This window comes from Burkholderia anthinoferrum, from assembly GCF_002925705.1.
Taxonomy (GTDB): Bacteria; Pseudomonadota; Gammaproteobacteria; order Burkholderiales; family Burkholderiaceae; genus Burkholderia; species Burkholderia semiarida.
In genome coordinates this window covers 1-14,750 of the sequence record NZ_LFZP01000027.1, presented here as the reverse complement: position 1 = coordinate 14,750, position 14,750 = coordinate 1, and the positions used below count along the sequence as shown (strand labels likewise).

Sequence of the window (14,750 nt, the reverse complement as noted above, 5' to 3'; positions counted from 1 at the left end):
GTGTGGATTGACGGAGAAAAACGGGGAAAGGATAAACCACACGGCCCGCCTGCGCCAAAGCGCCTGCGGGCCGCGTGGAAGCGTCGCTCGACGGGAGACAGGCCGGAATCGGGATCAGGCCGACGCCGCGCCGCGCTTCGCGGGGAACAGGCGCCGGAAGATCCGCACGAACGCCAGGCCGTGCTGCGACCAGAAGCCGTCGCCGTAGGACACGCCCTCGACCTGCTCGCGGATGCCGGTCGGCTCGACCGTGCGGTTCCACGACGCGGTGCCGAACATCATGTCCCACCACGGGAACAGCACGCCGAAGTTGCAGCCGTACTTGGTGCCTTCGTGGCCGTAGCCGACCGCATGGTGCCGGCGGTGGAAGATCGGGCTGACGAGCAGGCGCTCGCCGATGCGGCCGTACGACAGCCGCGCATTCGTATGCTGGATGCTCTGCAGGAAGTTCGTGACCGCGGTCAGCACGACGAACTGCGACGGCGTCACGCCGATCACGAGCGCGATCGCCGCGAAGAAACACGACTGGATCACGTCGTCGAGCAGGTGGTTGCGGTCGTCGCACCACAGCGACATCTGACGCTGGCTGTGATGAACCGCGTGCAGCTCCCACCAGATGCCGAACTTGTGCTGCCAGCGGTGATACCAGTAGCCGGCGAAATCGAGCACGACGAGGTAGATCGCGAACGCGACGATCGGCTGCGAGGTCACGCCCGGCCACAGGTAGTCGAGGTTGACGTTCGACACGCCATGCAGGCGCAGCCACGCCTGGAAGTTGTCGAACACCGGCTGCAGCGCGAAGAAGAAGAACAGCGTGTAGATGCCGAGCTTCGAGATCGCCGTGTAGATCACGTCGACCCGCACCGCGCGGCGGTTCTTCCAGCGCTCGACCGGCAGCAGCGCCTCGAGCGGGCGCAGCAGCGCGAACATCAGCACCATCTGCAGCGCGCCGATGATCACCCAGTACAGCGCGTCGTAGGTGTCCTCGTCGTAGTCCATCAGGTTGAACTTGAAGAGGAGCGGCTGCACGACGTCGACGTACAGCCAGGTCTGGATGTCCGACACGAACGCGTCGATCAGGTGCAGCATCGTCCGCCTCCGCCCGTCACGCGCCGTTCGCCGCCTTCCACGGCGCGCGGTCGTAGAAGTAGATGCCGTGCGGCGAGCGGCCGACGGCGATCGTCTGCACCAGCTTGCGCGAGGCCAGATCGATGATCCCGACCTTCTTCGCGAAACGGAACGTCACCCACAGCGTCTTCTTGTCGGCGGACAGCTCCATGTCGTCGGGGCCCGGCAGCAGGCCGGTGATGTCGCCGACGTTGGTGAGCGCGTTCTCGTCGATGATGCTGATCGTGTTCGCGACGCGGTTGGTGACCGCGACGTGCGTGCCGTCGGCGAGCGAGCGGAAGTTGTGCGCGCCCTTGCCCGTGTAGATCTGCTTGACGACCTTCTGGTTGCGCCAGTCGACGACTGCGACGTAATCCGCGCCGGTCATCCCGACCAGCAGGAACTTGTCGTCGGGCGTGAGCCACAGGCCGGCCGGCACCTTGCCGACCTTCATCTTCCACTTGACCGTCTGCGTCGGCAGATCGATCGCCGCGATCTCGCCGGACACCTGCAGCGACACGAGCAGCGTCTTGCTGTCCTTCGTGAACGCGAGGTGGCTCGGCATCACCGCGAGCGGCACGCGCTTCACGAGCTTCAGGTCGCGGCCGTCGTAGCCGTAGATGTCGACGCGATCGAGCCGCAAACCGGCCGCCGCGAACCACTTGCGGTCGGGCGAGAAGCCAAGCTGGTAAGGATCGTCGATCCCTTCGACGGTGCGCTGCAGCTTGCCCGTCTTCGGATCGAGGAACATCAGGCTGTTCGAGACCGAATTCGCGACGATCAGCGATGCATTGTCGGGCGTCGCCATCAAATGGTGCGGTTCCTTGCCGGTCGGCATCGTGGAAACGACTTCGCGGGTCTGCTGGTCGATCAGGGAAAGCGTCGCTTCGGCCGAATTGAGGACGATCACGTTATTCGCGTGTGCGGCGGGCGCCAGCACGGCGGCGGCCAGCGCAAGCGTGCGGCCGAAGGAAAGGAAAGTGCGCATGAAGACTCACGTCGTGGAACAGCAGTGATTGTAGAACGTTCGGCGGGCCCCTCCGGTTGACCCATGCCGGGATTGCGCCGCTTTTGCGCCACCTTGCCGCACGCCGGGCGGCCGCACGGGCCGCCGCGGCGCAGGCCTGGGCTGCCCGTGCAGGCCCGGCCGACCGATGTCGCGCTAGCGCTGCATCGACTCCCAGACCTTGTGCAGACGCTTGACAGAGACCGGCATCGGCGTGCGCAGTTCCTGCGCGAACAGCGAAATCCGCAGTTCCTCCAGCAGCCAGCGGAATTCCGCGAGCCGCGCATCGGCGACGCCGCCGCGCTGCGACACCGCGCGCTGGTACTGCTGGACGAGCGGCAGCAGCTCGGTCGACTGCTTCGCGTCGCGCGCCGGATCGGCCTTCAGCTTGTCGATCCGCAGCGCGATGCCCTTCAGATAGCGCGGGAAATGCGCAAGCTGCGCGTAAGGCGTGTCGATCACGAAGCGCTTGCCGACCAGCGCGGCCAGTTGCTGCTGCAGGTCGGCATGGGCCTGCGCGAACGGCTTCGCCTGCGCGAGCTTCTTCACGAGGCCCGCGTATTCGGCCAGGATCTGCCCGACGAGCCGCGCGATTTCCTGCGCGAGCAGGTTCAGCCGGCTCCTGCCCTCGTCGCGGCGCGTGTGGAAGCTCGCGTCGTCGTCGGGCAGCGGGTCCTGCAGGCACGCGCGGTCGAGCGCCGTGTCGATCAACTGGTCGCGCAACTCGTCCTGCGTGCCGAGCGACATGTACTGCATCGCCATCTCGCGCAGGCCCGGCAGGTTCTTTTCCAGGAACTTGATCGGCTCCTTCAACTGCAGCGCGAACAGCCGCCGCAAGCCGGCCCGGTGGATGCGCGCGGCCTCCTCCGGCGAATCGAACACCTCGACGTCGCAATGCGTGCCGCGGTCGACGAGCGCCGGATACCCGTACAGCGTCTGGCCACGCCGGCGGATTTCCAGCAGCTCGGGCAGCTTGCCGAAATTCCACGTCGTCAGGTTCTCGTACAACGCCGTCGCGCCGGTTTCCGTCGGGGCGGCCATCCGTGGGGCGGCCGTCTGCGGCGCGGCGCCCTTGCCCGGCTTGCCGCCCTTCGCGGCCGAAGCCTGCGCGGCGGCCGGCGCCGGCGCGCCGACTGCATCGCCCGCGCCGGCGTCGCCGCCCGGCGCGAGCGTCGACGCCGCCGCGATCTTCTGGAACTGCTGCTGCGCCTGCGCGCCGAGCTCCTGGCGAAGCTGCGCGAGATTGCGCCCCATCGCGAGCTGGCGGCCGTGCTCGTCGATCACCTTGAAATTCATGAACAGATGCGCGGGCAACGTCTCGAGCTTGAAATCGGCCGACTTCATCGCGACCTGCGTCTCGCCGCGCACGTCGGCGATCAGCGCCTCGACGAGCCCGCCCGCGCCAAAGCGCTCGCGCCCCATCCGCTCGACGAAGCCCGCCGCGTACTCGGGCAGCGGCACGCAGTGCCGGCGCAGCTTCTGCGGCAGCGACTTCAACAGCAACTGCACCTTTTCCTTCAGCATCCCCGGCACGAGCCACTCGCAGCGGCGCGCATCGACCTGGTTCAGCGCGAAGAGCGGCACCGCGAGCGTCACGCCGTCGCGCGGCGTGCCGGGCTCGAAGTGATACGTGAGCGCCATCTCGACGCCGGCCATCGTCGCGCGCTTCGGGAACAGATCGGTCGTCACGCCGGCCGCCTCGTGGCGCATCAGGTCGTCGCGCGACAGGTACAGCAGCCGCTGCTTGTCGTCGGGCTGGCCGGCCTTCTTCACCTCGTCGCGATACCAGCGCTCGAACGCGGCGCCCGTATGGATGCCTTCCGGAATCGCATGGTCGTAGTACGCGTAGATCAGCTCGTCGTCGACCAGCACGTCCTGGCGGCGCGACTTGTGTTCGAGCTGCTCGATGTCGGCGAGCAGCTTGCGGTTGTGCGCGAAGAACGGCAGCTTCGTGTCGAATTCGCCCTCGACCAGCGCGCCGCGGATGAACAATTCGCGTGCGCGCGCCGGGTCCTGCTTGCCGAACGCGACGCGCCGCCGGTGGTAGATCGGCAACCCGTACAGCGTCGCGCGCTCGAACGCGCTCACCTGCGCCGGGCGCTTTTCCCAGTGCGGCTCCGACAGCGATTTTTTCAGCAGATGCGCGCCGACCTTCTCGACCCACTCGGGCTCGATCTTCGCGAGGCATCGCGCGTACAGCCGGCTCGTCTCGACGAGTTCGGCCGCCATCACCCAGCGGCCGGCCTTCTTCGCGAGCGCGGAGCCGGGCCACAGGTAGAACTTGATGCCGCGCGCGCCGAGGTAATGCGGATCGTCATCCGCTTTCATCCCGATGTTGCCGAGCAGGCCCGTCAACAGGGCCAGATGAATCTGTTCGTAGGTGGCCTCGACTTCGTTGAGTCGCCAGCCGTGCTCGCGCACGACCGTCAGCAGCTGCGAATGAACGTCGCGCCACTCGCGCAGCCGCAGGTGCGACAGGAAATTCTGCCGGCAGGCGTCGACGAGCTGGCGATTCGACTTCCTGTGCGCGACGGCTTCCTCGAACCACGCCCAGATCTTCAGCCACTGCAGGAATTCGGAGCGCTCGTCGGCGAACCGGCGGTGCGCCTGGTCGGCCTGCTCCTGCGCTTCGATCGGGCGGTCGCGCGGATCCTGCACGGACAGCGCGCTCGCGATGATCAGCACCTCGCGCAGCGACTGCTGGTCGCGCGCGGCCAGAATCATCCGGCCGACGCGCGGGTCGAGCGGCAGCCGCGCGAGCTCGCAGCCGAGCGGCGTCAGCGCGTTGTCGTCGTCGACCGCGCCGAGCTCGTTCAGCAACTGGTAGCCGTCCGCGATCGCGCGGCCGGGCGGCGGTTCGAGGAACGGGAACGATTCGATCGCCGTCAGGTGCAGCGACTTCATCCGCAGGATCACCGACGCGAGCGACGAACGCAGGATTTCCGGATCGGTGAAGCGTGCGCGCGCCTGGTAGTCGCTTTCCTCGTACAAGCGGATGCACACGCCGTCGGCCACGCGGCCGCAACGGCCCGCGCGCTGGTTCGCGGCCGCCTGCGAGATCGACTCGACCTGCAGCTGCTCGACCTTGTTCCGGTACGAATAGCGCTTCACGCGCGCGAGACCGGTGTCGACCACGTAGCGGATGCCCGGCACCGTCAGCGAGGTTTCGGCCACGTTGGTCGCGAGCACGATGCGGCGCGCGTTCGACGCCTTGAACACCTTGTCCTGGTCAGCCGCCGACAGCCGCGCGAACAGCGGCAGGATCTCGGTATGCGGCGGATGGTGCTTGCGCAGCGCCTCGGCCGCCTCGCGGATCTCGCGCTCGCCGGGCAGGAACACCAGCACGTCGCCGGGGCCTTCGCGGCACAGCTCGTCGACTGCGTCGACGATCGCGTCCATCAGGTCGCGCTCGGCCTCGCGCGCGGTCTTCACGCGATCGCGGCCGCCCGTGCCTTCCGCGTTCTTCACCGCCGGGCGATCCTCGGCCACCGGGCGGTAACGCATCTCGACCGGATACAGCCGCCCGCTCACCTCGATCACGGGCGCCGGGCGTTCGTCGGTGCCGAAATGGCGCGCGAAGCGGTCGGCGTCGATCGTCGCGGACGTGACGATCAGCTTCAGGTCCGGCCGCCGCGGCAGGATCTCCTTCAGATAGCCGAGCAGGAAGTCGATGTTCAGGCTGCGCTCGTGCGCCTCGTCGATGATCAGCGTGTCGTACGCCTTCAGCAACGGGTCGGTCTGCGTCTCGGCGAGCAGGATGCCGTCCGTCATCAGCTTCACGGACGCGCCCGGCGCGAGATTGTCGGTAAAGCGCACCTTGTAGCCGACCACCTCGCCGAACGGCGTGCCGAGTTCCTCGGCGATCCGGCGGCCGGTGGACGATGCGGCCAGGCGCCGCGGCTGCGTATGGCCGATCAGGCCCGTGCCGCCGGCGCCGAGCCCGCGGCCGAGATCGAGACAGATCTTCGGCAACTGCGTGGTCTTGCCCGAGCCCGTTTCACCGCAGACGATGACGACCTGGTGGCCGGCGATCGCGCGCGCGATTTCGTCGCGCTTGCCCGACACGGGCAGGCTTTCGGGGTATGTGATCGGCGGGACGGGGTTCGGTGCGACGGCGGCCCGCGGCGCACGCTCGCGGCGCGGGGCACGCTCGCCCGCGGCCTGCGGCGCGCCCTTCGCGGCCGGCTGGCGCGCGTCGCCGCGCCGTTCGTCATTGCGCGGCCCGCGCGGCGCATGTGCCGGCGTGCCCGCCGGCTTGTCCTGCTGCCGGCGCGGCGGCTGGCCGGGCTGCTCGCGCACGTCGGCCGCACCATCCGGGTGCTTCGCCGACGGCGTATTGGCCCGCGTCGGCGCGGGACTTTTAGAAACATTCGACATGGGGGCGCATTATAATCCCGCCCATGAATTCCCAAACCGACCTCCCTCCCGCCCAGACCGGCGCCGCGACGCCGCCGGCCGCCGACGATTCGGCCGCCAGCCACGCGCAGTTCGTCGACTGGATGCGCTCCGTCGCGCCCTATATCCACAAGTTCCGCAACAGCACGTTCGTCGTGGGGTTCGGCGGCGAGGTGGTGCAGCAGGGGCTGCTGAACGCGCTCGTATCGGACATCGCGCTGTTGCAGGCGATGGGCATCCAGATCGTGCTGGTCCACGGCTCGCGCCCGCAGGTCGAGGAGCAGTTGAGCCTGCACGGTGTCGAATCCGAGTTTTCGCACGGGCTGCGCATCACCGATGCGCGCGCGCTCGAATCCGCGAAGGAAGCGGCCGGTGAAGTGCGTCTCGACATCGAGGCCGCGATCAGCCAGGGTCTGCCGAACTCGCCGATGGCGCACGCGCACATCAGCGTCGTGTCGGGCAACTTCGTGACCGCGCGGCCGGTGGGGATTCTCGATGGAGTCGATTTCGCGCACACGGGCATCGTGCGCAAGATCGACGCCGAATCGATCCGTCATTCGCTCGCGAGCCGCAAGCTCGTGCTGCTGTCGCCGCTCGGGTTCTCGCCGACCGGCGAGGCGTTCAACCTGTCGATGGAGGACGTCGCGTCGGCGGCCGCGATCGCGCTGCGCGCCGACAAGATCATCTTCCTGACCGAAGGCCCCGGCATCGTCGACGACGAAGGCGACCTGGTCCGCGAAATGTCGCTCGACGCGGCCGCCGAGCTGCTCGATTCCGGCAACATCCAGGGCGACGACGCATTCTTCCTCAAGCATTCGATCCGCGCGTGCCGCGGCGGCGTGACCCGCGCGCACCTGATTCCGCAATCGCTCGACGGCAGCATGCTGCTCGAACTGTTCCTGCACGACGGCGTCGGCACGATGATCTCGTACGAGAACCTCGAAAGCCTGCGCGAAGCGACGCCGGACGACGTCGGCGGCATCCTGTCGCTGATCGAGCCGCTCGAATCGGACGGCACGCTGGTGCGGCGCGGCCGCCACCAGATCGAACGCGACATCGACCACTTCTCGGTGATTGAGCACGATGGCGTGCTGTTCGGCTGCGCGGCGCTGTACCCGTACCAGCAGGAGAAGATCGGCGAGATGGCGTGCCTGACGGTCGCGCCGGAAGCGCAGGGCTCGGGCGACGGCGAACGCCTGCTCAAGCGCATCGAGCAGCGCGCCCGCGCGCGCGGCCTCACGCACATCTTCGTGCTCACGACGCGCACCGAGCACTGGTTCCTCAAGCGCGGCTTCGTCAAGGTCAGCGTCGACGACCTGCCGGAAGACCGCCGCAAACTCTATAACTGGCAGCGCAAGTCGCTCGTGCTGATGAAGCAGCTCTGAGCACCGGCACGACTGCCCTTCCCCCCAGACACCGATTACAGGAGAAGTACACGATGGCTCGAATGATCCAATGCGCGAAGCTCGGCAAGGAAGCCGAAGGCCTCGATTTCCCGCCGCTGCCGGGCGAACTCGGCAAGCGCATTTACGAGAGCGTCTCGAAGGAAGCGTGGCAAGGCTGGCTCAAGCAGCAAACGATGCTGATCAACGAAAACCGCCTGAACATGGCCGACCCGCGCGCGCGCCAGTATCTGATGAAGCAGACGGAGAAGTACTTCTTCGGCGACGGCGCGGACCAGGCGTCCGGCTACGTACCGCCGACGGAAGGCTGAGCGACGACGCGACTCGCGACGGCCGGCCATGCCGGCGGCGTCGCGAGGTGAAGCAAAAGCCCCAAGCAAACGGCACCGTGTATCGCACGGTGCCGTTTGCTTTTGGGACGCCTGATCTGGCGCGAGCGAAGGCAAACAAGACGCGCGGCCCGCCCGGCGCCCGATGCCGCGGAATCGCCGCGCCGCCGCCTCGGCGCATCGCGCCGGCCTGCCGGCTCAACCCGCGGGTTTCAACGTGCCGCGATCGTCGGGTGGCGCGGCTTCGCCGCCCGGGTTCCCTGCGCCCGTATGCTCGGTGCCCCACTCGGCCGCATCGCTGCGCTCGGCGCTCGACAGTTCGTCGGCGCGATGTCCGGTGCGATTGAGCAGCGCCACCATGCAGACAAGCGACACGAGCGCATAGAGACCCGACGCGATCGCGACGCCGACGATGCTGCCCGTCGCATTGAGGATCGCCTGCGCGAGCACCGGCGTGCCGCCGCCGACGACGAGCGCGCTCAACTGATACGCGAGCGACAGGCCCGTGTAGCGGATGTTGGCCGGGAACACGCGCGCGAGCACGCCGCCGACCGCGCCGTAGAACATCGCCGACGGAATCGTCGAGATGCACATGCCCGCGACGGCGACCCAGTACGAACCCGTCGCGAGCGCATGAAACATCACGGGCATCAGCACGATTTCCGGGATCAGAATCCAGCACATCGCGCGCCGCATGTCGACCTTCGACACGAACCATGCGCCGACCGGCTGCATCAGGAACTGCACGACGAGCGAGATCGACAGGATGCCGAGGAACGTACCCTGCGCATAACCGAGTTCCTTGGTCGCCCACGACAGCGCGAACGTGCTGCGGAAATACGTGACGTTGATCACCGGCAGCGTGCCGGCCGCGAGCAGCACGACGACCCAGTGGTCGCGCACGACGTCGCGCAGCGGCAGCTTCACCGTGCGCTTGCGCGCGAGCACGCGCTGCATGTCGACCGATTCCTCGAGCTTCAGCCGGATCACCATCCCGATGATCACGAGCACGGCCGACAGCAGGAACGGAATGCGCCAGCCCCACATCAGGAACGACGGCGTCGGCAGCGCGCTCAGCGCGAAGAACGCGGCCGTGGCCAGCAGGTTGCCGGTGGGCGAGCCCTGCTGCGCGAACGCCGCATACAGGATGCTGCGATGCTTCGGCGCATTCTCGCTCGCGATCAGCACCGCGCCGCCCCACTCGCCGCCGACCGCGATGCCCTGCAGCACGCGCAGCACGACGAGGCCCGCGGGCGCCCACACGCCGATCGACGCATAGCCGGGCAGCAGCCCGATGCCGGTCGTCGCGAGCCCCATCATCACCAGCGTGATCACGAGCGCCGTCTTGCGGCCGACGCGATCGCCGAGATGCCCGAACACGATCCCGCCGAGCGGCCGCGCGGCAAAGCCGGCCCAGAACGTGACGAACGCGAGCAGCGTCGCGACGCCGGGGTCCATCGTGCTGGAAAAGAACACCTTGCCGAACACGAGCGCCGCGGCCGTGCCGTAGATGTAGAAGTCGTACCACTCGATCGTGGTGCCGACGAACGCCGCGAGGGCGGCGCGGCCAGGCCGCGGCTGCGCGGCGGGCGGGGATTGCGGACGGCTCATCGATGTCTCCATGTTTGTGATCGGCGGCGCGACGGTCGCGCGCGTTGCCGGAGGGCCGGCCTTGCGCCGCCGGCTGGCGGGGTTGCGCTACGTTGCGTTGCTTGATGTCGGCGTCGGTCCGTTCGGGACGACGTTCGTTTGCGGGCGCCCTCGGCCCGTCACGTCTCGTGCGGCCCGACCTTCAGCACGCCGGCATCGAGCAATTGCTGCTGAAGCGCGCGATCGACGCCGAGCCGATCGAGCACCGCGCGCGTGTCGCGGCCGAGCGCGGGCGGCGCCGACCGGTAGGTGGCCGGCGTGCGCGACAGCTTCACCGGCGACGCGGTGCCGCGATACGCGCCGATCTCGACGAACAGCTCGCGATGCAGCGCATGCGGATCGTGCGCGACGTCGGCCACCGTGCGCACCGGCCCGCACGGCACACCGGCCGCCATCAGGTCGCGCGCGAGCGGCTCGCACGCGTGCGCGCCGAGCCGCGCTTCCAGTTCGGCCTTCAACTCCGGGCGATGCGCGCAGCGGCTGCGGTTGTCGACGAAGCGCGGATCGCCGGCGAGCGCCGGTGCGCCGAGATGCGCGACGAGCCGCGCGAACTGCCGGTCGTTACCGACCGCGAGGAAGATCGGCACGGTCGCCGTGCGGTAGCTGTCGTACGGCGCGATGTTCGGATGCGCGTTGCCGCTGCGTTCCGGCACGCGGCCCGACCCGAAGAAGTTCGGCAGGTGCGGATGCAGCAGCGACACGCCGCAGTCGTACAGCGCCACGTCGATCGACTGCCCGCGCCCGCTCTTCTCGCGCTCCGCGAGCGCCAGCAGGATGCCGGCGAGTGCGTTCAGCCCCGTGACCATGTCGACGATCGGCAGGCCGATGCGGGTCGCGTCGCCGTCGCGTTCGCCGTTCACGCTCATCAGCCCGGCCGTCGCCTGGATCACCGCGTCGTAGCCCGGCAGCCCGCCGAGCGGGCCGTCGTCGCCGAAGCCCGTCACCGCGCAGTGGATCAGGCGCGGAAAGCGCGGCTGCAGGTCGCGTGCGTAGTCCATCCCCCAGCGCGCGAGCGTGCCCGGCTTGAAGTTCTCGACGAGCACGTCGGCTTCTTCGAGCAGGCGCCACAGGATCGCGCGCCCTTCTTCGCGCGACAGGTCGAGCGCGAGCCCTTCCTTGTTGCGGTTCACGCCCATGAAGTACCAGGCCGTGTCGCCGAGGAACGGCGGCCCCCAGCCGCGCGTCTCGTCGCCGGCGGGCGGCTCGATCTTGACCACCGTCGCGCCGTGATCGGCGAGCGCCTGCGTGCAATACGGGCCGCCGAGCACCCGGCTCAGGTCGACGACCTTCAGGCCGTCCAGTGCGCCACGCGTCGCGTTCATCGCTCGACCTCCGGCAGCAGGTCGAGGGCCGTGTCGAGCGCGACCGGCAGGCCGCGCAGCAGCGCGTCGGACGCGGCCGATTCGTCGTCGCGCGGCGCCGGCGCGAGCGGATCGACCGGCAGCAGCTTGTGACGCACGATCAGGTGCGCGAGCGCGAGACGCCTGAAATCCGGTGCGAGCCGTGCGCCCTCGCAGGCCATCAGCACGGCCGCGCTCGCGTAATACAGCGCGGACGCGGCCTGCCGCACGCGCGCGTCGTCGCCTTCTCCGGCCACCCTCGCGAGCGCATCGCACGCCCGCGCGAGGATGCGCCGCAGCGCCGTGCGGCTCGCGTCGGGCAGCGGCGCCGCGCCCAGACGATCGCCGAGGAACGTGCGCAGCGCGTCGAGCGCATGCTCGCGCTGCGCGGCGCGTGCGACGTCGAGCGCGACGATGTTGCTCGTGCCTTCCCAGATCGAACCGAGGTGCGCGTCGCGCACGAGCCGCGCGTCGCTCCATTCCTCGATATAGCCGGTGCCGCCGCGCACTTCCATTGCGTCGCCCGTCACGCGGCGCGCGTCGCGACAGGCGCGGAACTTGATCAGCGGCGTCAGGATCCGCACGCAGCGCGCCGCCTGCTCGTCGCCCGCGTCGGCCTGCGGCAACAGCAACGCGATCTGCATGAACATCGCGCGCGCGGCTTCGGCCGGCAGCAGCATCTTCATCAACTGGCGCTGCATCAGCGGCATCTCGATCAGCTTGCGCCCGAACGCCTCGCGATGCGCGGCGACGTGCAGCGCCTCGTTCAGCGCGCGCCGCATCAGCCCCGCCGCGCGCACGCCGTTCGACAGCCGCGACATGTTGATCATGTCGGCCATCTGGTGAAAACCGCGGCCAATCTCGCCGATCAGCCAAGCCTGCGCGCCTTCGAGCACGATCTCGCCGCTCGCCATCGAACGGCTGCCGAGCTTGTCCTTCAGGCGCACGATCCGGTAGCGGTTGCGCGTGCCGTCCGGCAGCGTCTTCGGCAGCAGGAACAGCGCGAGGCCCTTGATGCCGTCCGGCGCGCCGTCGGGCCGTGCGAGCACCATCGCGAGATCGGCGTCCGCGTTCGAGCAGAACCACTTGTCGCCGGTCAGGCGCCAGACGGTGTCGCCGTGCGCGTCGGTTTCGCGGGTCGCGCGCGTCGCGATCCGGCCGACGTCGGAGCCGGCCGCCTGCTCGGTCATGAACATCGCGCCCTGGTACAGCGTGTCGAAGTCGCGCGACGCGAGCCTCGGCAGGTAGCGCGCGACGAGCGCCGGATCGCCGAAGCGGCGCAGCGTGCGCGTCAGCGAATCGGTCATGCTGACCGGGCAGCACAGCCCGAATTCCGCCTGCACGAACAGGAACGTCAGCGCGTACTTGACGAGCGGCGGCACGGTTTCGGATCCGTGGCTGAGCGACGCGAGCCCGAGTTCCGCATACGCGACGCGTTCGAGCGCGACGTAGGCCGGATCCTTGTCGATCCGCTGCACGGCCTCGCCGCGCCGATTGCGGTGCTCGAGCACGGGCGGACGCTTGTCCGCGCGCGACGCCCATTCGTCGAGTTCGCCCGATACGCGGGCGCCGAGCGCGCGCAGCCGCGGCTCGAGTTCGGCATAGCACGCGTCGCCGAGATGCAGCTTCAGCAACGCGCCGAGATCGGGATCGACGGTGAAGAAATTGAGGCCCCGGCTGTCGGGGATATTGGATGCGCCGGTGTCCGGCGTGCGAGCGGTATCGTTCATGCGTGCGTCTCCTGGGTTGCCCGCGCATTGGCCGGGCCGGGTGCCGCAGCACCGGCCGGCCCTGCGTCAAGCCTCCCGCAGAGCGTAGGCGCGCGATCGATAAGCGTCCAATACAGGATTTGTCCGGTACGATAGATGTCGCTTATCGATGCCGCCGCCGGGAGGAGACACCATGGAACTGAGGCAGTTGCGCTACTTCGTGGCCGTTGCCGAGGAGCTGCATTTCGGGCGCGCGGCGAAGCGCCTGTTCATCTCGCAGCCGGCGCTGAGTTTCGACATCCGCAAGTTCGAGGACGCACTCGGCGTGCAGCTCTTCTCGCGCACCAACAAGACGGTCGCGCTGACCAACGCGGGCGAGGTGCTGCTCGGCGAGGCGCGCCGGCTGCTGCTGCAGGCGGACGAAGCGGAGCGCCTGACGGTGCGCTCCGCGTCGGGGCTCGCGGGCCGGCTGCGGATCGGCTTCGTCCACTCGATGCTGTATCGCGGGCTGCCGGACGCGGTGCGGCGCTTCGAGGCCGACTATCCGGGCGTCGAGGTCGTGTTGAGCGAGATGAACACGCACGCGCAGGTGCAGGCGATCCAGCGCGGCCAGATCGATCTCGGCTATGCGCACTGGGGCCACTTCCCGCCCGACGTCGAATCGGCGCCCGTCTATGCGGAGCCGTTCGTGTGCTGCCTGCCGGCCGCGCATCCGCTCGCGCGGCGCAGGCAGGTCGCGCTCGCCACGCTCGCGACGGAACCGTTCATCCTGTTTCCGCGCGACGCCGCGCCGCACTATCACGACCTGATCATCGCGCAGTGCGTGAACGCGGGGTTCAGTCCGCTGATCCGCCACGAGGCACGGCTATGGCAGACGATCCTGTCGATGATCGAGTTCGGAATGGGCATCGCGCTGGTGCCGCAGGTGCTGCAGCGGGCGAAAAGCGATCGGCTCGCGTTCCTGCCGCTGAAGGATGCGTCGCTCGAATCGCGCACGCTCGCGCTGAAACGCAGCGGCACCGCCGAACCGGTGGCGCTGCGCTTTGCCGGCTACGTGCTCGCATCGATCGATGCGCTGCCCGCGCTCGCGGGCTGAGCGCGCGGCGCGTGCAATGGCGTTGGCAGCTGTTTGAAAAAAATTTGCACAAAGGGCTTTACGAACCCAAAAAGCTCTGACATAATTTGATTCTTCTTTGGGCGGTTAGCTCAGCGGTAGAGCACTGCCTTCACACGGCAGGGGTCACTGGTTCGATCCCAGTACCGCCCACCAAAGAATTCAAAAGCCTGCGCCTCACGACGCAGGCCCTTTTCGTTTTGGCGTCGCGCGTGTCCTGCACGACGCGGCGCCACGTCATGCGCCGCCGCGTCCGCTCGCAGGTAACGCCTTACCGCACGCCCCCCACCCGCTGCGCCGTCGCATCGAATGCACGCCTCGCCTTGTCGACGATCTCGTCGACCTCCGCCTCGCGAATCACGAGCGGCGGCGACAGTAGCATCCGGTCGCCGGTCGCGCGCATGATCAGGTTGCCGTTGAAACAGAAGTCGCGGCAGATCGTGCCGATATCGACACTCGCATCGAACCGTTCGCGCCGCTCACGATCGCGCGCAAGCTGAACGCCCGCGACGAGCCCTGCCCCGGCAATCTCCCCGACGATCGGATGATCGCCCAGCGCGTCACGCAGCCGGCGCTGGAAATACGGGCCGATATCGGTCCTCACGCGCTCGACGATTCCCTCGTCGCGCAGCAGCTTCAGGTTCGCGACCGCGACGGCCGCCGCCACCGGGTGGCCCGAATACGTGAGGCCGTGGTT

The 14,750-nt window shown here is 68.6% G+C and carries 10 protein-coding genes and 1 tRNA gene; 4 read left to right on the top strand and 7 right to left on the bottom strand.

Annotated elements, in window-relative coordinates; genetic code table 11:
* Positions 1-114: 114 nt before the first annotated feature.
* The 3 genes from C5F75_RS07190 to hrpA all read right to left on the bottom strand — a co-directional run bounded on the left by C5F75_RS07190 (position 115) and on the right by hrpA (position 6,490).
* Positions 115-1,089, bottom strand: coding sequence for a sterol desaturase family protein (locus tag C5F75_RS07190; protein ID WP_059583286.1), 975 nt, complete (start codon positions 1,087-1,089; stop codon positions 115-117).
* A gap of 16 nt (positions 1,090-1,105) precedes the next feature.
* Entirely contained in the window at positions 1,106-2,095 is a 990-nt protein-coding gene (locus C5F75_RS07185; protein ID WP_059583285.1) for a YVTN family beta-propeller repeat protein, read from the bottom strand.
* 174 nt (positions 2,096-2,269) lie between these two features.
* Complete coding sequence (hrpA, locus tag C5F75_RS07180; protein WP_104012022.1) at positions 2,270-6,490, bottom strand: ATP-dependent RNA helicase HrpA; 4,221 nt, start codon at positions 6,488-6,490, stop codon at positions 2,270-2,272.
* A 23-nt stretch (positions 6,491-6,513) separates the two neighbouring features.
* Between hrpA and argA the strand changes: the two genes are divergently transcribed.
* Positions 6,514-7,893 (top strand): amino-acid N-acetyltransferase, encoded by a 1,380-nt coding sequence (argA, locus tag C5F75_RS07175; protein WP_059583282.1) that lies wholly within the window; start codon positions 6,514-6,516, stop codon positions 7,891-7,893.
* A 53-nt stretch (positions 7,894-7,946) separates the two neighbouring features.
* Positions 7,947-8,222, top strand: a complete 276-nt coding sequence (locus tag C5F75_RS07170) for an oxidative damage protection protein (protein WP_006478357.1) — start codon at positions 7,947-7,949, stop codon at positions 8,220-8,222.
* A gap of 216 nt (positions 8,223-8,438) precedes the next feature.
* Here C5F75_RS07170 and C5F75_RS07165 read toward each other — a convergent pair whose 3' ends face one another.
* The 3 genes from C5F75_RS07165 to C5F75_RS07155 all read right to left on the bottom strand — a co-directional run bounded on the left by C5F75_RS07165 (position 8,439) and on the right by C5F75_RS07155 (position 12,960).
* Positions 8,439-9,851 (bottom strand): MFS transporter, encoded by a 1,413-nt coding sequence (locus C5F75_RS07165; protein ID WP_059583393.1) that lies wholly within the window; start codon positions 9,849-9,851, stop codon positions 8,439-8,441.
* A gap of 158 nt (positions 9,852-10,009) precedes the next feature.
* The gene (locus tag C5F75_RS07160; protein WP_104012021.1) at positions 10,010-11,212 is read right to left on the bottom strand and encodes a CaiB/BaiF CoA transferase family protein; all 1,203 of its coding nucleotides are present in this window, start codon (positions 11,210-11,212) and stop codon (positions 10,010-10,012) included.
* Positions 11,209-12,960 carry an acyl-CoA dehydrogenase family protein gene (locus C5F75_RS07155; RefSeq protein WP_104012020.1) on the bottom strand — a complete coding sequence of 584 codons (1,752 nt, stop codon included), beginning with the start codon at positions 12,958-12,960 and terminating at the stop codon, positions 11,209-11,211. The genes C5F75_RS07160 and C5F75_RS07155 overlap by 4 nt, the downstream gene beginning before the upstream one ends.
* Positions 12,961-13,132: 172 nt before the next feature.
* Here C5F75_RS07155 and C5F75_RS07150 point away from each other — a divergent pair, with 172 nt between their 5' ends.
* Together C5F75_RS07150 and C5F75_RS07145 are read left to right on the top strand one after the other, a co-directional pair.
* On the top strand, positions 13,133-14,035 hold the full coding sequence (locus tag C5F75_RS07150) for a LysR family transcriptional regulator (protein WP_104012019.1): 903 nt from the start codon (positions 13,133-13,135) through the stop codon (positions 14,033-14,035).
* 99 nt (positions 14,036-14,134) lie between these two features.
* Positions 14,135-14,209: transfer RNA gene (locus C5F75_RS07145), tRNA-Val, on the top strand.
* Positions 14,210-14,324: 115 nt separating this feature from the next.
* Here the strand turns inward: C5F75_RS07145 and C5F75_RS07140 are convergent.
* A partial coding sequence (locus tag C5F75_RS07140) for an aminotransferase class III-fold pyridoxal phosphate-dependent enzyme (protein WP_146075172.1) occupies positions 14,325-14,750 on the bottom strand: 426 nt, incomplete at its 5' end.